The sequence below is a fragment of the Flexivirga sp. G2 genome (genome assembly GCF_055397625.1).
Map to the genome: position 1 here is coordinate 2,074,351 of NZ_AP039675.1, position 20,503 is coordinate 2,094,853.

Annotated in this window: 21 protein-coding genes; 15 read left to right on the forward strand and 6 right to left on the reverse strand. The window is 67.5% G+C overall.

Annotated elements, in window-relative coordinates; all coding sequences use genetic code 11:
• Nucleotides 1-39: 39 nt before the first annotated feature.
• Both ACZ50J_RS10055 and ACZ50J_RS10060 read right to left on the reverse strand, forming a co-directional pair.
• Complete coding sequence (locus ACZ50J_RS10055) at nt 40-570, reverse strand: GNAT family N-acetyltransferase (RefSeq protein ID WP_464301137.1); 531 nt, start codon at nt 568-570, stop codon at nt 40-42.
• A 61-nt stretch (nt 571-631) separates the two neighbouring features.
• Nucleotides 632-1,588, reverse strand: coding sequence for an alpha/beta fold hydrolase (locus ACZ50J_RS10060; protein ID WP_464301138.1), 957 nt, complete (start codon nt 1,586-1,588; stop codon nt 632-634).
• An 81-nt stretch (nt 1,589-1,669) separates the two neighbouring features.
• Here ACZ50J_RS10060 and ACZ50J_RS10065 point away from each other — a divergent pair, with 81 nt between their 5' ends.
• The 3 genes from ACZ50J_RS10065 to ACZ50J_RS10075 are packed head-to-tail and all read left to right on the forward strand — an operon-like array spanning nt 1,670 to nt 3,591.
• Nucleotides 1,670-2,326 (forward strand): TetR/AcrR family transcriptional regulator, encoded by a 657-nt coding sequence (locus ACZ50J_RS10065; protein WP_464301139.1) that lies wholly within the window; start codon nt 1,670-1,672, stop codon nt 2,324-2,326.
• A gap of 36 nt (nt 2,327-2,362) precedes the next feature.
• Nucleotides 2,363-2,836, forward strand: a complete 474-nt coding sequence (locus ACZ50J_RS10070) for a globin domain-containing protein (RefSeq protein ID WP_464301140.1) — start codon at nt 2,363-2,365, stop codon at nt 2,834-2,836.
• A complete protein-coding gene (locus tag ACZ50J_RS10075) occupies nt 2,833-3,591 on the forward strand; it encodes a VOC family protein (RefSeq protein ID WP_464301141.1) in 759 nt (252 codons plus the stop codon). Before ACZ50J_RS10070 ends, ACZ50J_RS10075 begins: the two co-directional genes overlap by 4 nt.
• A 306-nt stretch (nt 3,592-3,897) precedes the next feature.
• On the opposite strand, the gene ACZ50J_RS10080 is transcribed toward ACZ50J_RS10075, so the two are convergent.
• On the reverse strand, nt 3,898-4,692 hold the full coding sequence (locus tag ACZ50J_RS10080; RefSeq protein WP_464301142.1) for a deoxyribonuclease IV: 795 nt from the start codon (nt 4,690-4,692) through the stop codon (nt 3,898-3,900).
• 67 nt (nt 4,693-4,759) lie between these two features.
• On the opposite strand from ACZ50J_RS10080, the gene ACZ50J_RS10085 reads away from it, so the two are divergent.
• The 7 genes from ACZ50J_RS10085 (at nt 4,760) to ACZ50J_RS10115 (ending at nt 14,170) form a co-directional block, all read left to right on the forward strand.
• Entirely contained in the window at nt 4,760-6,022 is a 1,263-nt protein-coding gene (locus ACZ50J_RS10085; protein WP_464301143.1) for a GAF domain-containing protein, read from the forward strand.
• 100 nt (nt 6,023-6,122) lie between these two features.
• Entirely contained in the window at nt 6,123-7,646 is a 1,524-nt protein-coding gene (adh, locus tag ACZ50J_RS10090; RefSeq protein WP_464301144.1) for an aldehyde dehydrogenase, read from the forward strand.
• Between the two features lie 2 nt (nt 7,647-7,648).
• Entirely contained in the window at nt 7,649-8,005 is a 357-nt protein-coding gene (locus ACZ50J_RS10095) for a DUF779 domain-containing protein (RefSeq protein ID WP_464301145.1), read from the forward strand.
• Between the two features lie 49 nt (nt 8,006-8,054).
• On the forward strand, nt 8,055-9,479 hold the full coding sequence (locus tag ACZ50J_RS10100; RefSeq protein WP_464301146.1) for a magnesium chelatase: 1,425 nt from the start codon (nt 8,055-8,057) through the stop codon (nt 9,477-9,479).
• 258 nt (nt 9,480-9,737) lie between these two features.
• On the forward strand, nt 9,738-10,661 hold the full coding sequence (locus tag ACZ50J_RS10105) for an oxidoreductase (RefSeq protein ID WP_464301147.1): 924 nt from the start codon (nt 9,738-9,740) through the stop codon (nt 10,659-10,661).
• Between the two features lie 18 nt (nt 10,662-10,679).
• On the forward strand, nt 10,680-12,689 hold the full coding sequence (locus tag ACZ50J_RS10110) for a VWA domain-containing protein (protein WP_464301148.1): 2,010 nt from the start codon (nt 10,680-10,682) through the stop codon (nt 12,687-12,689).
• Between the two features lie 437 nt (nt 12,690-13,126).
• On the forward strand, nt 13,127-14,170 hold the full coding sequence (locus tag ACZ50J_RS10115) for a peptidoglycan-binding domain-containing protein (RefSeq protein WP_464301149.1): 1,044 nt from the start codon (nt 13,127-13,129) through the stop codon (nt 14,168-14,170).
• Nucleotides 14,171-14,188: 18 nt separating this feature from the next.
• Here ACZ50J_RS10115 and ACZ50J_RS10120 read toward each other — a convergent pair whose 3' ends face one another.
• Complete coding sequence (locus tag ACZ50J_RS10120; RefSeq protein WP_464301150.1) at nt 14,189-14,488, reverse strand: hypothetical protein; 300 nt, start codon at nt 14,486-14,488, stop codon at nt 14,189-14,191.
• 46 nt (nt 14,489-14,534) lie between these two features.
• Nucleotides 14,535-14,900, reverse strand: a complete 366-nt coding sequence (locus tag ACZ50J_RS10125) for a hypothetical protein (protein ID WP_464301151.1) — start codon at nt 14,898-14,900, stop codon at nt 14,535-14,537.
• Between the two features lie 64 nt (nt 14,901-14,964).
• Here ACZ50J_RS10125 and ACZ50J_RS10130 point away from each other — a divergent pair, with 64 nt between their 5' ends.
• Nucleotides 14,965-15,456, forward strand: a complete 492-nt coding sequence (locus ACZ50J_RS10130; protein ID WP_464301152.1) for an SRPBCC family protein — start codon at nt 14,965-14,967, stop codon at nt 15,454-15,456.
• Between the two features lie 100 nt (nt 15,457-15,556).
• Here ACZ50J_RS10130 and ACZ50J_RS10135 read toward each other — a convergent pair whose 3' ends face one another.
• Nucleotides 15,557-17,671: an MMPL family transporter gene (locus ACZ50J_RS10135; RefSeq protein WP_464301153.1), complete on the reverse strand. Its 2,115-nt coding sequence runs from the start codon at nt 17,669-17,671 to the stop codon at nt 15,557-15,559.
• Between the two features lie 157 nt (nt 17,672-17,828).
• Here ACZ50J_RS10135 and pdxT point away from each other — a divergent pair, with 157 nt between their 5' ends.
• The 4 genes from pdxT to ruvA all read left to right on the forward strand — a co-directional run bounded on the left by pdxT (nt 17,829) and on the right by ruvA (nt 20,502).
• Entirely contained in the window at nt 17,829-18,434 is a 606-nt protein-coding gene (gene pdxT / locus ACZ50J_RS10140; RefSeq protein WP_464301154.1) for a pyridoxal 5'-phosphate synthase glutaminase subunit PdxT, read from the forward strand.
• Between the two features lie 57 nt (nt 18,435-18,491).
• Nucleotides 18,492-19,262, forward strand: a complete 771-nt coding sequence (locus ACZ50J_RS10145; RefSeq protein ID WP_464301155.1) for a YebC/PmpR family DNA-binding transcriptional regulator — start codon at nt 18,492-18,494, stop codon at nt 19,260-19,262.
• A gap of 119 nt (nt 19,263-19,381) precedes the next feature.
• The gene (gene ruvC / locus ACZ50J_RS10150) at nt 19,382-19,909 is read left to right on the forward strand and encodes a crossover junction endodeoxyribonuclease RuvC (RefSeq protein ID WP_464301156.1); all 528 of its coding nucleotides are present in this window, start codon (nt 19,382-19,384) and stop codon (nt 19,907-19,909) included.
• Nucleotides 19,906-20,502 carry a Holliday junction branch migration protein RuvA gene (gene ruvA / locus ACZ50J_RS10155; RefSeq protein ID WP_464301157.1) on the forward strand — a complete coding sequence of 199 codons (597 nt, stop codon included), beginning with the start codon at nt 19,906-19,908 and terminating at the stop codon, nt 20,500-20,502. The genes ruvC and ruvA overlap by 4 nt, the downstream gene beginning before the upstream one ends.
• The last annotated feature ends 1 nt before the right edge of the window (nt 20,503 follow it).

The window sequence follows — 20,503 nt, forward strand, 5'->3', positions numbered from 1 at the left end:
CAGCCGCTACTCGATCCGCTTCGGGCGCAGCCTCGTTGCTCAGCCGCTACTCGATCCGCTGGGCTTGGGCAGGATCATCAGATGGATCGGGAGCTCGATCTCGGGATGCCAGGGTGCCTGGGTGGTCTCAATGAGCTGCCAGCCCCGTCGCAGGTAGAGATTGACCGGTGTCTCGTGCGCGGCGACGACATCGAGCACCGGATAGCCGTCCGCCATGGCGAAGTCGGTCGCAGTTGCCAGCAGCCGTGACCCGATGCCCTGACCGGCCTTGCTGATGTCAGCGAAAAAGACTGAAACGCAACGAAGTTCAGCGAGCTCGACGTTGTGTGCGGTTGCCCAGGACTTACCGATGGCATCGTCGTCCGCGAAGGTGACGGACACGTGACCGACGATCTCCCCGTCGAGTTCGGCGACCCATGCGCGCAGCTCGGTCGATCGCTTGAGGAATTCCTCGATAGGTCGGGGAAACGGCCATACGAACGGGTAGCGCGTCTGGGGCTGCTGCCGACCCAACAGATCGACGAGGGCGGGGAGGTCGGAGTCCTGCCGGGCGCGTATGACGAGGTCCACGTCCCGACGGTAGTCCGCCCGCCAAGTGGCCGGTCGGGTGGTCCGGACGGTGGGCGGCGGATCAGCTGGACAGTGCGGCGATCGGGCGGTTCGTAGCGCCCCGACGGCTGCGCGGACCGCGCTTGCCGCGCAGCAACTCGTGCGTCCATTCCCGGTCGTATGTCGCCGGCGCGGTCGTCGCCATGAAGTCACGCACGATCCGGACGAACTGCTCGCTGTGGTCGCGGTGCGGGAAATGCCCACTGTCCTCGATGATCTCGACACGGGCACCGGGCGCCAATCGCCGGATCACCTGCGCCTGCGACGCCGGGATGATCGGATCCTGCGCACCCCAGATGACCGACATCGGCATCGCATCGGTGAGGTACGCACGATCGGTCATCGTCACGAACTGACCATGACGGTCGACGACCCCGCGCAACACCTGCTGGATCGCCGCGGAAGCGCCGGGTGCGGCGAGCGAGTCGTAGATCTTGGCGATCTCGTCGACGTCGCGAGTGCCGGGCAGTCGTGCTGCGTGTGCCAGGCGCAAGCCGGTCCGATTGACGTGTCTGACGCCGGGAAGAGTGAGGGCACCCATCAGCTGCCGGAAACCGGGCGCGGTGGCGAGCCGGATGATGGGGCTCACTTCGGGTCCGACGCCACCCGGCGCGACGAGGATCAGCCGCTCGGTCAATTCCGGGAACTGGTAGGCGAATTGCATCGCGACGCCACCACCGAAGCTGTGTCCGACAACGGTCGCTCGATCGATGTCGAGGATGGCGAGCAGGTCCCGCATGCCATTCGCGTAGCCACCCAGCGAGTAGTCCGCGCGAGGCTTCGCGGACTTGCCGTGACCCAGCAGGTCGGGCGCGATCACGGTGAAATCCTCGGCGAGCGGCCGGATCACCCGGTCCCAGGTCGTGTGATCGCAGCCGACCCCGTGCAGCAGGAGGAGGGCCGGCCCGGAGCCGGTTCGGACGAACGCGCGGCGGTGGCCGTGCACATCCACGAAGCGGAGCCGGTGTGAACCTCTCATGAATCGGATTCAACCACGCAAGAACGCTCGGGAGTACGTATCGGCAACTTCGTGTCGGCTTCGTTGTCATACGCTCGGCTGGTGGCACGGGACGGGAGAGCAGGTGCGGCGCGCAGCGGCTCCGCGCTGACCCGCGAGCGCATTCTCGAGGTGGCCGGAGAGCTGGTCCGCGGTGACGGTGCCCCCGTGCTCAGCATGCGGACACTGGGCTCACGCCTCGGCGTCACGCCGATGGCGATCTACCGGCACTACGCCGGACGCGACGAGTTGTTGGTGGCCCTGTTGGACGCGGAGTTCGCGGAGGTGGACTGGCCCGCGTTGCCGGAGCCCGGTGCGGAGCGGGCGGTGGAGGTGCTGCTCATGCTGCACCGGGAGCTGACCGATCGTCCGTGGGTGCTGGACGCGCTCACCCGTGGCGACCTGATGGCCCCTTCCGCGGCCCGGGCGACCGATGACGTCCTCGAGTCGCTGCTCGTAGCGGGTTGCTCGTCCGAGCAGGCAGCACAACGGTATTCGGCGGCGTGGCGACTGATTCTCGGCGCCGCGCTGCTGGATGCGCGAACGGCGCGTGCGAAGCGCGGCCTCGACCGGCCGACCGTGCAGGAGACAGTGCGTCGGGATGCCGCCGCGAACGGCTTTGCGGCGCTGGCGGCCTGCGGATCGGCCCTCGCCGCGCAGCGGGAGAGGTTCGACATACGAGCTTCGCTGGTCTTGATCGTGTATGGCGCGAAGCAGTAGCGTGTACGCGTAAACATTGGCGTCGGAGGAGTGCTCATGCCGAAGGAATCCATTTTCGACGCGGCCGGCGGCGCGGCGGGTATGACGCGCATCGCCGCGGCCTGGCATGAGCGGGCGATGGCCGATCCGGTGGTGGCACACGCGTTCCACGGCCGCACGAAACCGGATCATGTCGACCGACTGGCGGCATACCTCGGGGAAGCACTGGGCGGGCCTGCGGCATACAGCGGGAGCTACGGCGACCATGCCGAAGTCGTCCGCCTGCACAGTGGCAACGGTGAGCACGAGGTGATGAACGAGCGCGCGGTCGACTGCTTCGCGGGCGCATTGCGGGATGCCGGGATCGACGCCGATCCCGAGACATACCAAGCGATTCTGGACTATTGGATGTGGGCGACCTGGGGCCCGATGTACGGGTTCCATGGATCGGCCGATGACGTGCCTGCCGGGCTGGCGATGCCGCACTGGGACTGGCAGGGAGTCGCGTCCGGCGAGGCGGAGCGGTCATGAGCATCACGCCGTACCTCACGGTCGAAGACGCGAGAGCGGCGATCGACTGGTACCGCAGCGCATTCGGAGCTCGGGTGTCGTTCGAGCCGATCTTCATGGACGACGGGCACATCGGGCACGTCGAGCTGACGATCGGCAGGGACGCGACCTTCATGCTGTCCGACGAGTTCGACAGTGCAGGAGTCGCCGCGCCCGTGCGGGGGCAGCACAACGCGGTGTCGCTGCACGTCGAGACGACGGCCGTCGACGTGGTGGTGCGGCAGGCGAAAACCGTTGGTGCGCAGGTTGATCGAGAGCCGGAGGACACGCCGCACGGGCGGATTGCGGTGCTGCACGACCCCTTCGGGCATCGCTGGATGTTCAACGAACGCGAGGATGACCCGCAGCTGCCGACGTCTCCGGCACTGGCGCGTGACGTCACGGCGAACCTGCCGGTCGCCGACATGGACAGCGCTGACGAGTTCTACGGCGAGTTCCTCGGTATGACGGACGAGGGCTTCAACCTCGGCTGGGTGGTCCACCGCAGCGCGCCCCAGAGCGGCGCCTGCGTCCAGTTGGTGACGAAGGACGAGACCGCTCCCGTCGACTCCGCGATCTCGGTACACGTCGCCGACGTCGATGCGGCGTACGCCGAGGCACAGCGACGCGGTTACCGGATCGTCCATCCCTTGACTCATGAGGAGTGGGGTGTGCGCCGGTTCTTCGTCCAGGCGCCCGATGGCACGGTCGTCAACATGGTCAGCCACGCCGACTGAGCCGACACTCGTTCCTCGTCGTCGGCTCCGCCGGCCTGAGTGATTTTCCCTGTGCGCCCTTCGGTCGCCCGACTGAACCACTCAAGCTGGTTGAGCGTCGCCCTGAGCAGGCCGGAGCCTGCGGAGGCCGTGTCGAAGGGTAGTCGGAGGAGCGCAGCGGGGGAGACGTATCGAAACCTCGAGGTCTCGATACGCGGCTCGTTCCTCGCCGCTACTCGACCCGCACTATCGTTCTTCGCCGCTACCCTTCGATACGCCCCCTCGTTCCTCGCGAGCTACTCAGGGCAACGCTCGACCCGCATGACGTCAGAGACGTTCGCGCAGCCAGGCGATGTCGGCCTTGTGCTCGTCCGCGGCGCCGGGCGTCTCGCAGACGACGGGTGCGCCGGCTGCTCGTACGACACCGACCAGCTCGTCCGGATCGATCTGTCCTGCACCGAAATTGGCGTGTCGGTCGGCGCCGGAATCGAAGGTGTCCCGGCTGTCGTTGCCGTGCACCAGATCGATGCGACCGGTGATCTCGTGGATGCGCTCGGCCGCCTCGGCCAGCGGAATGCCACCGGCCCACGCGTGACAGGTGTCGAGGCAGAAGCCGACCTGCTCATGGCCGTCGGCCTGGCTGATGGCCTCCCAGAGATCGGCGATCCGGTCGAGTTGCCGGGCCATCGCGTTGTCGCCGCCGGCGGTGTTCTCGACGAGCAGCGGGATCTTGCAGTCGGTGGCCTCGATCGCCTTGCGCCAGTTGTCGAAGCCCTTCGCCGGGTCGTCGGTCTTGTTGACGTGGCCGCCGTGCACGATCAGCCCGGCCGCGCCGATCTCGGCCGCAACGTCCATGTGCTGCTGCAGCAACTTGCGGCTCGGGATGCGGATCCTGTTGTTCAGCGTGGCGACATTGATCAGGTACGGCGCATGGACGAAGACCGTCACTCCTGCGGCCTCCGCGTCGGCGCGCAGCTTCGCCGCGCCCCCGTCATACGCGACGACCGGGCCCTTGTAACTCTGCGGATCGCCGAGGAAGAACTGCACGACATCCGTGCCGCGCGCCGCCGCCTCCGCGATCGGGTCCTGCTGGTCCACGTGTGCACCGATCGAGATCGTCATACCGGCCAGCGTACGGACGGAGGCCGACAGCCGGCGAGCCCCGGCTTCACCCGGCTACCGTTGGGCGATGGCCCTGTCCCGACCGAGCCCTCGGCGCGACGACACACGTCGACGTGCCGAGCAGGCGCGCGAGGAGTTTCTGGAGCAACGCACGCCCAGCCAGGTTCGGCCGGAGGTCTATCAGTCCTGGTTGCGGTCGCTGTCGGACGGACTCGATCCCGAGGCCGAATTGCGCCAGGAGCCGCTCGCCGACGACGCGCTGCGTGCCTTGCGGGAACCGCACCCGCTCGCCGACACCATGCCGCTGATCCGGTCGCTGCTGACCGAGAGCGCGGCAGAGGCCGGACTCCTGGTCGCGGTGAGTGATGCCGCGGGCCGGCTGCTGTGGGTCGAGGGTGATGCCACTCTCCGTGGGCGTGCGGAGCAGATGCTCTTCCTTCCCGGCGCCGACTGGGCGGAGCACTCGGTCGGCACGAACGCGCCCGGCACAGCACTCGCCGTCGACCGCGCCGTGCGGATCCGTGGCGCCGAGCATCTCGCTCGGCAGGTGACGCCGTGGAGCTGCTCGGCCGCACCGATTCACGATCCGGACACCGGCGCCATGCTCGGCGCGCTCGACCTGACCGGTGGCGACGAGGCGGTGACTCCACAGAGCCTCGCGCTGGTGGGTGCCACGGTCGCCGCGGTCGAGGCGCAGCTCCGCCTCACCAGGTTGACTTCACGTATGGCGCTGCACGATCCGTCCCGGCGGTCCGGCGGGCATCGCTTGACCGTGCTCGGCATCCCGGGTGCGACGTTGTCGAACGGCGACAGTGTCCGCCGCTTCGGGCTGCGGCACAGCGAGATGCTGCTGTTGCTGGCGGAGGCTGCGGATGGCATGAGCGCCGGTCGGTTGGCGGTCGAGCTGAGCGACGACGACCGGCCTTCGGTCACGCTGCGTGCGGAGATCTCTCGGCTGCGCGGACTGCTGCCGCCCGGACTGCTGGCATCGCGGCCCTACCGCTTCACCGATCCGGTCACCTCCGACCTCGCCGTGGTGCGAGAGCACCTGGACCGGGGTGAGATCGGCGCAGCTGTCAGCGCATATCGCGGCCCCGTGCTGACCGACTCCGACGCTCCAGGTGTCATCCAGATCCGCGATCAGTTGCACATGCGGATACGCAACTGCGTGCTGGCGCACGGGGACTCCGACCTGCTGCTCCGCTTTGCCGACACCGTCCACGGACGTGAGGATCTCGGGTTGTGGGAGGCCGCCCAGACCCTGATGGATCCGAGCTCGCCGCGTAGCGACACGGTGAGCGCCCGTGTCAGCCGCCTGCGCGGGGTCTGACCGACGCAACGTTCACGCAACGTTGCGAAATGTAATTTGCGTCACACGCCGGGTGACGACGCCTGGCACGCACGCACCATCCGCCAGGAGGACACGCAGCATGACGATTTACGCGCGGCCGGGCGAGCAGGGCAGCCCTGCTTCCTACAAATCCCGCTACGACAACTTCATTGGTGGCGACTGGGTGCCGCCGGTCTCGGGGAAATATTTCGAGAACGTCTCGCCGGTCAACGGCAAGGTCTTCACCGAGGTCGCGCAGTCGACTGCGGCCGACGTGGAGAAGGCCCTCGACGCGGCCTGGGCTGCCGCGCCGGCTTGGGGCAAGACCTCGGTCACCGAGCGTTCCAACATCCTGTTGCAGATCGCCGACCGGATCGAACAGAACCTCGAGATGCTGGCGGTGGGCGAGACCTGGGACAACGGCAAGCCGGTCCGCGAGACCCTGGCCGCCGACCTGCCACTCGCTGTCGATCACTTCCGATACTTCGCCGGCGCCATTCGCGCCCAAGAGGGTCACCTCAGCCAGATCGACGACGACACCGTTGCGTACCACTTCCACGAGCCGCTGGGCGTCGTCGGCCAGATCATCCCGTGGAACTTCCCGCTGTTGATGGCCACCTGGAAGCTGGCGCCCGCGCTGGCGGCCGGCAACTGTGTCGTGTTGAAGCCTGCCGAGCAGACGCCGGCCTCGATCCTCCTGCTGATGGAGCTCATCGGCGACCTGCTGCCACCGGGAGTTCTCAACGTTGTCAACGGTTTCGGTGTCGAGGCCGGCAAGCCGTTGGCCTCGTCCAACCGGATTCGCAAGATCGCATTCACCGGTGAAACCACGACCGGCCGGCTGATCATGCAGTACGCGAGTGAGAACCTCATCCCGGTCACTCTCGAGCTCGGTGGCAAGAGCCCCAACATCTTCTTCGACGACGTTGCGGCGAAAGACGACTCGTTCTACGACAAGGCACTCGAGGGCTTCGCGATGTTCGCGCTCAACCAGGGCGAGGTGTGCACCTGCCCGAGCCGGGCACTGATCCAACAGCCCATCTTCGACTCCTTCCTGGCGGCCGGCACCGAGCGGGTCAAGGCGATCACGCAGGGCAACCCGCTCGACACCGACACCATGATCGGGGCCCAGGCGAGCAACGACCAGCTGGAGAAGATCCTGTCCTACATCGACATCGGCACGAAGGAGGGTGCTCGGGTCATCACGGGAGGCGAACGCGTCGACCTCGGTGGTGACCTGTCGGGCGGATATTACGTCGCACCAACGATTTTCGCCGGCAACAACAAGATGCGGATCTTCCAGGAGGAGATCTTCGGTCCGGTCCTCTCGGTGACCGAGTTCAGCGATTTCGACGACGCGATGTCGATTGCCAACGACACCCTGTACGGCCTCGGCGCCGGCGTCTGGTCCCGTGACACCAACACGGCATACCGCGCCGGCCGAGGCATCCAGGCGGGTCGGGTGTGGACGAACTGTTATCACCAGTACCCTGCGCACGCAGCGTTCGGCGGCTACAAGTCGTCCGGCATCGGTCGCGAGAACCACGCGATGATGCTCGACCACTACCAGCAGACCAAGAACCTGCTGGTCTCCTACAGCGCGTCCAAGCTCGGGTTCTTCTAAAGATGGCCGACACCCGTGCTTCGGTCACCGATGAGGCGGCGCGAATGCTGCGTCGCCTCATCGGCGAGCACGGCCCGCTCATGTTCCACCAGTCGGGTGGTTGCTGCGACGGGTCGTCCCCGATGTGCTATCAGCAAGGGGAGTACCGCCTGGGGCAACGCGATGTGCATCTCGGCGATCTTCCTGTCGGTGACGGATACGAGCCGGTGCCGGTCTACATCTCCGGCGAGCAGTACGCGGTATGGCAGCACACTGCCCTGACCATCGATCTCGTGAAGGGGCGTGGAGCCGGATTCTCCCTCGAGGGTCCGACGGGCTACCGCTTCCTCACCCGATCGGACGTGTGCGCACCGGACTGATCCGGATAGACCCTCCGCTTCGGCAGGAAAGAGGCGTAGCGTGGAACGCGTGACGGATTCGACTGCTTCGACCCCTGCACCCACGATCACCACACTCGGCCAGTTGCGCGCCTCGGGCCACGAACTGCGCAGTGTCCGGGAGGAACTGCGCGACAACCTGCTGGCGAGACTCGCGGCAGGCGAGGACCTGTGGCCCGGCATACAAGGCTTTGAATACACCGTGCTGCCGCAGCTGGAGCGCGCCCTTCTGGCCGGCCACGACGTCGTCCTGCTGGGGGAGCGCGGGCAGGGCAAGACCCGCGTGCTCCGCACCCTCGTCGGCCTGCTCGACGAGTGGACCCCCGTGATCGAGGGTTCCGAGCTCGGCGAGCACCCGTACGACCCGATCACGCCGGCCTCGCGCCGACGAGCGGCCGAGCTCGGGGACGACCTTCCGGTCGGCTGGCGCCACCGCGACGAGCGGTATGCCGAAAAGCTCGCAACGCCAGACACTTCCGTCGGTGACCTGGTCGGCGACGTCGACCCGATGAAGGTTGCCGAGGGACGCAGCCTCGGCGACCCGGAGACGATCCATTTCGGGCTGATCCCGCGGTCGCACCGCGGCATCGTCGCGATCAACGAACTCCCGGACCTGGCCGAACGCATCCAGGTCGCGATGCTGAACGTGATGGAGGAGCGCGACATCCAGGTCCGCGGTTACACGTTGCGGTTGCCGCTGGACGTGCTCGTGGCGGCCAGCGCGAATCCCGAGGACTACACCAACCGCGGCCGGATCATCACTCCGTTGAAGGACCGGTTCGGGGCGCAGGTGCGCACGCACTATCCGCTCGAGCTCGAGGGCGAGATCGCCGTGATCGAGCAGGAGGCGCACCTGGCTGCGACGGTGCCGCCATACCTCATCGAGATCCTGGCGCGGTTCACCCGGGCACTGCGCGAATCCAACGCCGTTGATCAAAGGTCCGGCGTCTCAGCGCGATTCGCGATAGCCGCCGCGGAAACCGTGGCGGCGGCCGCGCTGCATCGGGCGACCGTGCAGCACGAGAGCGAGGCCGTGGCGCGCGTCATCGACCTGGAGACCGCCGTCGACGTGCTCGCCGGCAAGGTCGAGTTCGAGTCAGGGCACGAAGGGCGCGAGGAGGCCATCCTGGAGCATCTGCTGCGCACGGCCACCGCCGAGACGGCGCGGAGTCGACTGCGAGGCATCGACCTGGCGTTGCTGGTCCGGGCTCTCGAGCGGGGCGCACGCGTCACGACCGGCGAACAGATCACGGCCGCAGCCGTTCTGGACGAGTTGCCGGTGCTCGGCGAGTCCGACCTGTACGACCAGGTCGCCGAGCGGCTGGACGCGTCGACCCCTGGCGAGCGGGCTGCTGCGGTCGAGCTGGCCCTCGAAGGCCTCTACCTGGCCAAACAGGTCAGCAAGGAGTCGGACGACGACGGCAACACGACCTACGGCGAGAGCGACTCCGTATGACGATGTTCCGAACCACCCACCGGTGTCCATGCGGCGCTAGCGTCTGAATTATGTCTGCCAACACTGCAATTCACCGTTCCCTGCGCGTCGCCGGCTTCGTGGCGGCCGTGTCCGCCGCGGCTGCCCTGGCGGCGCCGGCAAGCGCTGCTCCGGCCGATCGGCCCGGCACACCACCAGCACTACTCGTGGTCGCCTCGACCGACAGGGGTCGACGAACAGTTCCGCGGGCTGGCCGCGGTCAGTGGCCGGGTCGCGTGGGTGAGCGGAGAGAAGGGCAGCGTGTTGCGCACGACCGATGGCGGGCGGCACTGGGATGACGTGTCACCCGCGGTCGCGAAGACCGACGGTCTGGCGTTGCGCGACATCGAAGCATGGGACAGCCGGCACGCCGAGGCACTCTCGATCGGTGAGGGTGGCGACTCGCGGATCTTCCGCACGGACGACGGCGGGCGGACGTGGCAGCAGGTCTTCACCAACACCGACCCGAACGCGTTCTACGACTGTATGGCGTTCAGCGCCAACGGAACCGGCCTGGCGATGAGCGACCCGGTCGATGGGTACTTCCGGATGGCGCGCACCACCGACGGTGGTCGTTCGTGGACGGTGCTGCCGACCACGGGTATGCCGAAGGCGTTCGCCAACGAGTTCGGGTTCGCGGCGTCCGGCACCTGCCTGGTGTCCGCCCAGAACAGCCGGGCTCGCTCCGGGGAGTTCTGGTTCGCGACGGGCGGTGAGTCACCTCGGGTCTTCCACACGACGAACGCCGGCAACAGCTGGTCCGCCGAGACGACGCCGGTCCGTGCCGGCGATGCCGCTGGCATCTACAGCATTGCGTTCAAGAACTCACGCACCGGCGTGGCGGTCGGTGGCGACTACACCGCACCGACCGACGGCACCGACTCGGCGGCCGTCAAGCACGGACGCTCGCCGTGGAAGGCCAGCAGCAACGCCCTCGGCGGTTACCGCTCGGGCGTGGCCTACCTGCCCGGCCGTGGCAACACCGTCATCGCAGTCGGACCGACCGGCAGCGACATCAGCAGCAACGGCGGGCGGACCTGGTCGACCTTCGACACCACCGACTACGACGGCATACATGTCGCGCCGGACGGGGCTGCGTGGGCGTCCGGTCCGGCCGGCGCTGTGGCCATACTGACGAGTTCGCACAAGTTCTGGAAGAATTAGTCATGGAGGCGTATCTCGTTGCCACGTAAGCACACTCACCGCTCACGCTACGGCCGGTATGCCGGCGGCCCAGACCCGTTGGCGCCGCCGGTGGACCTCGCCGAGGCACTCGACGCCATCGGCGAGGACGTGATGGCCGGCTATCGGCCGGAGCATGCGATGCAGGAGTTCCTGCGGCGGGGCGGGCGGCAGCAGCGGGGCCTCGACGATCTGGCCCGGCAGGTCGCCGAGAAGCGTCGCGAGTTGCTGGCCAAGCACAACCTGGACGGCACCTTCCAGGAGATCAAACAGCTGCTGGACGATGCGGTGCTCGCCGAGCGCAAACAGCTGGCGCGGGATCTGGACGACGACGCACGGTTCGCGGAGCTGCGGATCGAGAACCTTCCGCCCTCGACGGCCGCAGCGGTCAACGAGCTCGCCGACTACCCGTGGCGCAGCAACGAGGCACGCGAGAAGTACGACCAGATCAAGGACCTGCTCGGCCGCGAGATGCTCGACCAGCGGTTCGCCGGGATGAAGCAGGCGCTCGAGGGCGCGACAGAGGAGGACCGGCAGCGGATCAATGACATGCTGCGCGACCTCAACGAGCTGCTCGAGGCGCACGGGCGTGGTGAGGGCACGGACCAGCAGTTCGCCGATTTCATGGCCCAGCACGGGGACTTCTTCCCGGAGAACCCGCAGAACATCGACGAATTGCTCGACTCCCTGGCGCAGCGGGCAGCCGCGGCGCAGCGCATGCTCAACTCGATGACCCCCGAGCAGCGACAGGAGCTGATGGAGCTCTCGCAGCAGGCGTTCGGGTCACCCGAGTTGATGGACCAGCTCGCCCAGTTGGACAGCAACCTGCAGTCGCTGCGGCCGGGGGAGGACTGGTCCGGCTCGGAGCAGTTCGGCGGCGAGCAGGGCATGGGTCTGGGTGACGGGACGGGCGTCATACAGGATCTGGCGCAGTTGGACGAGCTGTCCGAGCAACTGTCGCAGCAATACACGGGCGCGCAGATGGATGACCTGGATCTGGACGCCCTCGCCCGACAGCTCGGGGACGAGGCCGCAGCGGATGCGCGCACGTTGGCCGAGCTGGAGAAGGCCCTGCGCGAACGTGGTTATCTGACAAAGGATTCCACCGGCGAGCTGAAGCTGTCGCCGCGCGCGATGCGCGAGCTCGGGCGGACCCTCCTCAAGGATGTCGCCACCCGGCTCAGCGGCCGCGCGGGCTCGCGTGACGCACGTCGAGCAGGTATGGCGGGGGAGCCGACAGGTGCCAGCAGGGAGTGGCAGTTCGGCGACAACGAGCCGTGGGACGTCACTCGGACACTGACCAACGCGGCATTGCGCCGGGCCGGCGGCGACGACGATCGGCCGCTCGCCATCACCGACGTCGAGGTCCAGGAGACGGAGGCGCGCACACAGGCCGCAGTCGCGCTCCTGGTGGACACCTCCTTCTCGATGGCGATGGACGGCCGCTGGGTGCCGATGAAGCGCACCGCACTGGCGCTGCACCATCTGATCCAAACCCGATTCCGCGGAGATTCGTTGCAGCTCATCGGTTTCGGCCGACATGCACAGACGATGGACATCGAGTCACTGACCGCCCTCTCGGCGGAGTGGGACAAGGGCACCAACCTGCATCACGCGTTGATGCTCGCGAACCAGCACTTCCGCCGGCACCCGAACGCCCAGCCGGTGCTGCTGATCGTCACCGACGGCGAGCCGACGGCGCATCTCGAACCCGACGGTGAAGCATGGTTCAGCTACCCGCCGCACCCGTTGACGATCGCCTACAGCGTTCGCGAACTTGACACCGCCGTGCGGTTGGGAGCACAGACGACGATCTTCCGGCTGGGCGAGGATCCCGGCCTGGCGCGGTTCGTCGACCAACTGGCGAAGCGGGCCGACGGTCGCGTGGTGGCACCCGAACTCGACGAGCTCGGGGCCGCGGTGGTCGGCGGATATCTCGGTGGCCGGGGCGGCGGTCCGACCTACGGCGACTTCGGCGGCTGGGGTTATCGCGGCGGTTGGGTCGGCTGACGGGCGGGGCGCACGGCGGCGGTTGATCGATTCGGTGGACGCCGAATGATTGGCGGGTCGACCGCGACGGTGGAGGATGGATGGTGCCCGCAGAACGGGTTGTATTTCCGTCGCGATGAGGGGCACGGTCGGCCGTCGCGATGCAGGAGAAGGCGTGGCTGACCGGGGATCACCATCACCCCGTTTGCCGGGACCGCAGCAGCGGCCGGAATCGCCGAAGCGCGGCGTTCGCGCTCATTTACATCACCTTGCGCATTCGCGCACCCGTTCAGGAGTCAGTCATGCCAGTTGCAACACCGCGCCGTGGTGCGCGACCCACACCCCGTTCCCGGCTCGCTGCAGCCGTGCCGCACGTCGCCACCGCAGGAGTACCCATGACATACCTCGTCCGACCCGCACGGATCTCCATGTGGGGCAACGATGTTCACGGTGATTGCGTGACCGCTGAAGAGGCGTTCGCCAAGGCCTGTCACCATCCGGAGATCTTCCTGTCGGACGCCGACGTGACCGGTTGGGCCTCTCAACACGGCGTGCTCGAGGGCGCGTATCTGCCCGATGTGATGACCTGGATGCAGCACGACGGTTTCGACGGCAGTCCGGTCCTCTACAACGACGGTGCGCACTACAGCGTCAATTGGACCAGCGGGAGCACTCTGCGCAGCGCGATCGCGAAAGGGCCCGTCAAACTCGGCGTCGCTGCGGACCAGCTGGAGACCGCATGGTTGTCGACCGACGGTGAATCAGGTTGGTTCGCAACAGGATTCAGCCCGGATCCGAACGAGGATCACTGCGTCTCGCTGTGTGGATACGGATCGCTGACGTGGCTGGCGCAGCAACTCGGTGTTCCGGTGCCTGGCGGGGTCGACGGGACGAGCGCCGGTTACGCGTTGTTCACCTGGAACACCATCGGGATCATCGACGCGCCGTCGATGATCGCGATCACCGCGGAAGCGTGGTTGCGGCAGCCGACCACGGTGTCGCGGACCAGTCTCAATCCGAACCAGCCGACGCTGCACTCGGGAGCCACGGGCACGGCGGTGCGACGGTTGCAACGGGCGCTGCACCGTACGCCGAACTTCGCGATCGTGGTGGACGGCGACTTCGGTCCGGCGACACTTGCTGCGGTCAAGCAGGTTCAGCAGGCCCATTCACTCACCGCCGACGGCGTTGTCGGTCCGGTGACGTGGGCGTACCTGCCCGATGGTGGTCCGATGCCGACGTTGCAGCAGGGCTCGAGCGGCTCGGTCGTGACGCACCTGCAGCAGGTGCTGACCAACGGTGCGCACGGGCAGTGGGGAACCACGCCGCAGGGCGTCGACGGTCACTTCGGTCCGCACACGGCCGCGTCGGTGAAGGCGTTCCAGCACTGGGGGCACGTCACGTCCGACGGTGTCGTCGGCGACCGAACCTGGGATGTGTCCCTGCATGCGGCCGGAGCGGATCTGGAGTCCGCCGTCGGGTTGCACTTCGTCCAGGGTTGAGGGCGTGAACGGCCAGGTTCAGCGGATACGTCCGTCGCGGTAGTCACGGACGATGGCGTCGACCGCCTTCTTCGCGTCCAGGAGTCCTGAGCCGGTCTCCTCGCGATACTGCTTGATCGCGCGGATCTCCTGGCCCTGACGGATGAACTGCATCACCGTCTCCGAAACCGCGACACCGGACATCGTCGGCTGCGGAAGGGGCGGCGACGGTCGTGTCCAGGACGGCGCGGTGTACGGAGCCTGTTGTCCGAGGAGGGCGTAGAGGCGGTCGATGTGCTGCTCGAGCGCGGCGATCCTGGCGGCGGTCTCCTCGTCCATGTCCACCATCAGATCATGGCTCGGATGCCGGGCGGAGACGCACGGCTCAGCGCCGGCGCCCGATGCCGAGCAGATGCTGGCTCAGGTCGCGTATGCCGGGCACGGTGCTGAAGCGCTGCGCCAGAACCATTGCTGCGGCACGCAATTCGGAGTCGTGCGTGCGCTCGACCTCGAGTGGCATGCCGCCCGGACCCTCGAGTCCGTGCACCTCGATGTCGATCAGGCCGGCGTCGACCAGCTCGTCGGTAAGCTCTTCGGTGTCGTGAAAATGCCCACCGGGGAAGCCTTTTCGCAGGTGCTCGGTCGAACCGCGTTCGAGCAGGCGTAACAGTTCGACGGGGTATGGCGACCGTTGCATCGGTTCCGGTGACCGCGCCGGCGCGATGGTGCCGGCGAAGACGTGCGGCCCCATGCTGTCGCCATACGAGTCCGCGCGCGAGAGATTTGATGGCGTCGCCGTTGCCTACACTCGCCGTATGCCACAGGTGAGCGCCGAAGTGTGGATCCCGGTGACCGTCGACGTGGCCTTCGCGGTCAGTCAGACGACGGGTGAGGTCCGGTTGCGATGGGATCCGTTCATCCGAGGGCAGCGGCTGCTCGACGCCGACCGGCCGGGAGTCGGTGTGCGCACACTCACCAGGGCGCGGGTCGGGCCGCAGATGATCAGCAGGTATGTCTCCTACCGGCCGCCGACCAGCGTCGGGATGACCATGGAGCGAGGTCCGTGGTTCTTCGAAACGTTCGGCGGTGGTTGGCGATTCGTCGCTGCCGAGCAGGGCGGAGTTGCCGGCACGACGGCGCGGTGGAAGTACACCTACACGGTCAAACCCGCCTGGCTCCGGCCTGTCGCCGAGCCCATCGGCCAGTGGCTCCTCGGCAGAGAGATCCGGGCGCGCATCGCGGCCTTCGCGAAGGCGTGCCTCGACCCGGACATCGTGGCGGCAACACAGACCGACCGTGCCGAATGACGGCTCCCTCGCCGACTGACGGTCGAATTTGACCGTCGTTCGCCGAGGAAGCCGTCATTCGCGATGGGTTGTCACTCGGTGTGCGTCATACCGGTGTGCGTCATACCCGCGCGGCGTCGGCCTCCGCGTCGGAGGCGATCTGATCGGCCGAGGCGTCCGGCACGTTGCGCAGCTTGCCGGGCCACCAGATCTTCGGGCCGATGTCGAGCGTGAGCGCCGTGACCAGCACCGCACGGACGATGATCGTGTCGAGCAGCACCCCGAGTGCGACCGCGAAACCGATCTCGGCGAACGCCACCAGCGGCAGGGTGCCGAGCACCGCGAACGTCGACGCGAGGACCAGACCGGCGGAGGTGATGACCCCACCGGTGGCCGACAGCCCGACGATCGCACCACGCCGGGTGCCATGTTGTCGCGCCTCTTCCCGGACGCGCGTCATCAGGAAGATGTTGTAGTCGATCCCGAGTGCCACCAGGAAGACGAACACGAACAGCGGCAATGACGGATCCGTCCCGGCGAACCCGAAGATGTAGTGGAACACCAACGAGGACAGGCCGAGCGCCGCGGCGAACGACACGATCACGGTGAGGATCAACAGCACCGGCGCGACGATCGCCCGCAGCAGCACCCCGAGTATGACGAGCACCACCAGCAGGGTCAGCGGGATGATCACCTTGCTGTCATGATCGGTCGCCTGCTGCACGTCATAGGTGATCGCGGTCGTACCGCCGACCAAGGCGTTCGCTCCCGGCACACCATGGGCGACATCCCGGATCCGGTTCAACTGATCGAATGCCTTGGAGCTGTAGGGATCTCCGGACACCGCGGTCTGCAACAGCGTGCGGTCCCCGCGCGTGATCGGTTTGGCCGCCGGGGCGAATCCGGCCGAGGACAGCTCCTGCGTCGTTCGGGCCTGATGCGTCGTGTCGACGAGCACGTAGACCGGGTCGGAGGAGTTGCTGGCGTACTTGCTCTGCAGGATCTTCGTCGCGGTGACCGAGTCCGGGTTGCCGGTGAAGCTCTGCGTGCTCGACAGGCTGTGCGAGTTGAGCTGGGTCAGGCCGAGTGCGCAGAGCAGCAGCAGGCCGACCGTCACCAACCAGACGGCGCGCGGCCGGGGGCGGATGAAGCCGCCGACCTTCGCCCACACACCGCTCTGCGTCGGCTCGGGGCTGCCGTAGGCCGGGCGGCGCGGCCAGAAGACCCAACGGCCCACGGTCACCAGCAGTGCGGGCAGCAGCGTCAGCATCGCGAGTAGCGCGAACACGATGCCGAGCGCTGCGACGGGACCGAGTCCCTTGGTGGAGTTCATCTCAGCCGCGAGCAGGCAGAGCATGCCCAGGATCACTGTGCTGCCGCTGGCAATGATCGCCGGCCCGGACCGATGAAGCGCGAAAGCCATTGCTTCGTGCCGGTCTTCGTGTCTGCGCAGCTCTTCCCGATATCGGGCGACGAGCAACAGGGCGTAGTCCGTGCCGGCACCGATCACCAGCACGGTGAGGATGCCGTAGCTCTGCCCGTTGACGGTCAGGCCGGTGTGGTCGACCAGGAGGTAGATGAACGCCTGGGCTGCGGTGAGCGCGACGCCGGCGCTGAGGATGGGCAGTATCCACAGCACGGGACTGCGATAGGTGAGCAGCAGGATGAAGATGACCACACCGAGCGTCCCGAACAGCAACGTGCCGTCGATGCCGGCGAACGCGTCGGCCTGATCGGCGCCGAAGCCCACGGGCCCACCCAGGTGCACGTCCATTCCCCGAGCGTCCGTCTTCGCGGTGGCGCGAATCTCCTTCGCCGTCTTCGGCAGGTCGTTCCAGCCGGACTTGGGATCGACGTGCAGCGGGACGAGGGTCTGCAGGGTCGTGCCGTCCTTGGACGGGATCGGACCCACGATCGGACCGCCGAGGTGCGGGGTCTGCTTCTTGTATGTCGCAACGTCGGCCGTCGCCTTCGCACGGTCGGCGGCGGTCAGCCCACCGTCCCGGTGGTAGACGACGATCGCCGGCATGCTGTTGCGGTCGACGAATGCGCCGAGTTGGTCGTAGGTCTTGGTCGCCTCCGCGCTGCCCGGCAGCCACGAGGAGGTCTGATTGTCCTGAGCACCGGAGAGTTTCCCGGCGAGTGGACCGAGCGCCAGCAAGGCGACGACCCAGATGACGAGCACCACGTATTTGCTGCGGCGACCGCAAACCAATCCTGCGAAACGACGATCCATCCGGCGACCCCTCCGAGTTTGCTGCGACGGCGAATACTTAGCTTTCCTCACCATCGCGATATATCGTGAGTTTATCGAATCTTGACCCGCGGCGCATCGGGTTTTTCTCGGTGGACTCCCTGATGTTCCGCAGGGTTCGCTGTGGGACCCTGCTGCGGTGAAAACTGTCATCGGCGTGCTCGCCGTACAAGGAGATGTCCGCGAGCACGCACGTTCGCTCGAATCGCTCGGTGCCACAACCCGATTGGTGCGTCGTCCGGAAGAGCTGGACGGGCTCGACGGCATCGTGCTGCCGGGCGGTGAGTCGACCACGATGGACAAGCTGTTGCGCGCGTTCGAGTTGCGCGACCCGTTGCGGCAGCGGTTGCGGGAGGGGCTGCCGGCATACGGCTCGTGCGCGGGGATGATCCTGCTGGCCGACCGGGTGCTCGACGCGACCGCGGACCAGCAGACGCTCGGCGGCCTGGACGTGACCGTGCGGCGCAATGCGTTCGGGCGGCAGGTCGACTCCTTCGAGGAGGACCTCGAGATGCCGGTCATCATGGGGGAGCGGCCGGAACCGGTCCGTGCCGTCTTCATCCGCGCCCCGTGGGTCGAGTCGATCGGCCCGGAGGTGCAAGTGCTCGGCACGGTCGCCACCGGTGCGGCGGCCGGCCGCATCGTCGCGGTCCGCGAGGGCAACCTGCTCGCGACGTCGTTCCACCCGGAGGTCACGGGCGACCACCGGGTGCACGAATACTTCCTGCGTGTGGCGCAACACTGACGGGCGATAACATTGCCGGTCGAACCCCAGCACGTTCGATGAGGATGAGGGACATCTATGAGTGGTCACTCCAAGTGGGCGACAACCAAGCACAAGAAGGCAGCGATCGATGCCAAGCGCGGCAAGCTGTTCGCCAAGCTGATCAAGAACATCGAGGTCGCTGCGCGCTCCGGTGGAGGTGACCTCGCGGGCAACCCGACGCTGTATGACGCGGTGCAGAAGGCCAAGAAGTCGAGTGTCCCCAATGACAACATCGACCGTGCGGTCAAGCGCGGCTCCGGTGCCGAGGCCGGCGGCGCCGACTACCTCGCGCTGACCTACGAGGGCTACGCACCCGGTGGCGTCGCGCTGCTCATCGAGTGCCTGACCGACAACAAGAACCGGGCCGTCGCCGAGGTTCGCACCGCCTTGCAGAAGAACGGCGGCTCGATGGGCGAGTCCGGCTCGGTTGCCTTCATGTTCAACCGCAAGGGTGTGGTCATCGTCCCGAAGAAGCAGCCCGAGGGCGAGGCCACCGAGGACGGCCTGCTCGAGGTCGTGCTCGACTCGGGCGCCGAGGAGGTCAACGACCTCGGCGAGTCCTTCGAGGTCATCTCCGAGGCGACCGACCTGGTCGCGGTGCGTGAGTCGCTCCAGGGCGCCGGCATCGACTACGACTCCGCCGACTCGTCCTTCCTGCCGACCGTCGAGGTGCCCCTCGACAAGGAGGGCGCCAAGAAGATGTTCCGCATCATCGAGGCGCTCGAGGACAGCGACGACGTGCAGAACGTCTACGCCAACGGCGATGTGCCGGATGAGGTGCTCGCGGAGCTCGACGCCGAGGACTGATTCGGCACGGCGTTCGACGCGCCGCCCGCGCCTTCGCCGGTATGGCGGAACTCCCGCCTAAGCTGACGGGGACCGAACATATGTCGGACCCCGTACGCCGAAGAAGGAGCTGCCCTGCTGTGCGAGTGCTCGGAGTCGACCCCGGCCTGACCCGTTGTGGTCTCGGTGTGGTCGAAGGAGGCATCGGGCAGCCGGTGCGGATGATCGCGGTCGGCGTGGTGCGCACTCCGGTGACCGACGACCCGGCGGAGCGGCTCTTCAGCCTGCAGACCGAGATCGACGAGTGGATGGAGCGGCACCGGCCCGACTCGGTGGCCGTCGAGCGGGTCTTCGCCAAGGCAAACATCAAGGGGATCATGGGCACGGCGCAGGCCTCCGCCATACCGATGCTTGCCGCGGCGCGGCGCGGGCTCCCGCTTGCGCTGCACACGCCGAGTGAGGTCAAGGCCGCCGTCACCGGCAACGGCCGGGCGGACAAGGCGCAGGTGACGTCGATGGTCACCCGCATCCTGAAGCTCGACACCCCGCCGAAGCCGGCGGACGCGGCCGATGCGCTGGCGATCGCGATCTGTCACGTATGGCGCGGCGGTGCCCAGGACCGCATCGCGGCCGCGGTCGCCAAGCAACGGGCAGGGGCTCGCGGATGATCGCCACCCTGCGCGGCACGGTGCTGCACGTCGGACTCGACCAGGTGGTCGTCGAGGTCGGTGGCGTCGGGTTGCTGACCCACACGACGCCCGGCACCGCGGCAGCGCTGCGGACCGGGGGAGAGGCGACGCTCTCGACAACTCTGGTCGTGCGCGAGGACGCGTTGACGCTCTACGGGTTCGGCACCGTCGACGAGCGTGACCTCTTCGAGCTGGTGCAGACCGTCAGCGGTGTCGGTCCGCGAATCGCGTTGGCAATGCTCGCTGTTGCCAGTCCAGATCAGATCCGCGCGGCCATCGCCGGTGGTGATGTCGCTGCGCTGGTCAAGACACCGGGCATCGGCAAGAAGGGCGCCGAGCGCATCGTGCTGGAGCTCAAGGACAAGGTGGGGCCGATCAGCGGGACGGGTGCGCCCGACGTGCCGGCGGCGCCGACCGGTGGCGGTCACGACCAGGTCGCCGAAGCGCTCATCGGCCTGGGCTGGTCCGCCAAGCAGGCCGACGACGCCGTCGCCAAGGTCGTCGCGGCGGCCCCCGAGGTCACCGAGGTGTCGGCGTTGCTGCGGGCGGCGCTGCGTGAGCTGGGACGCTGAG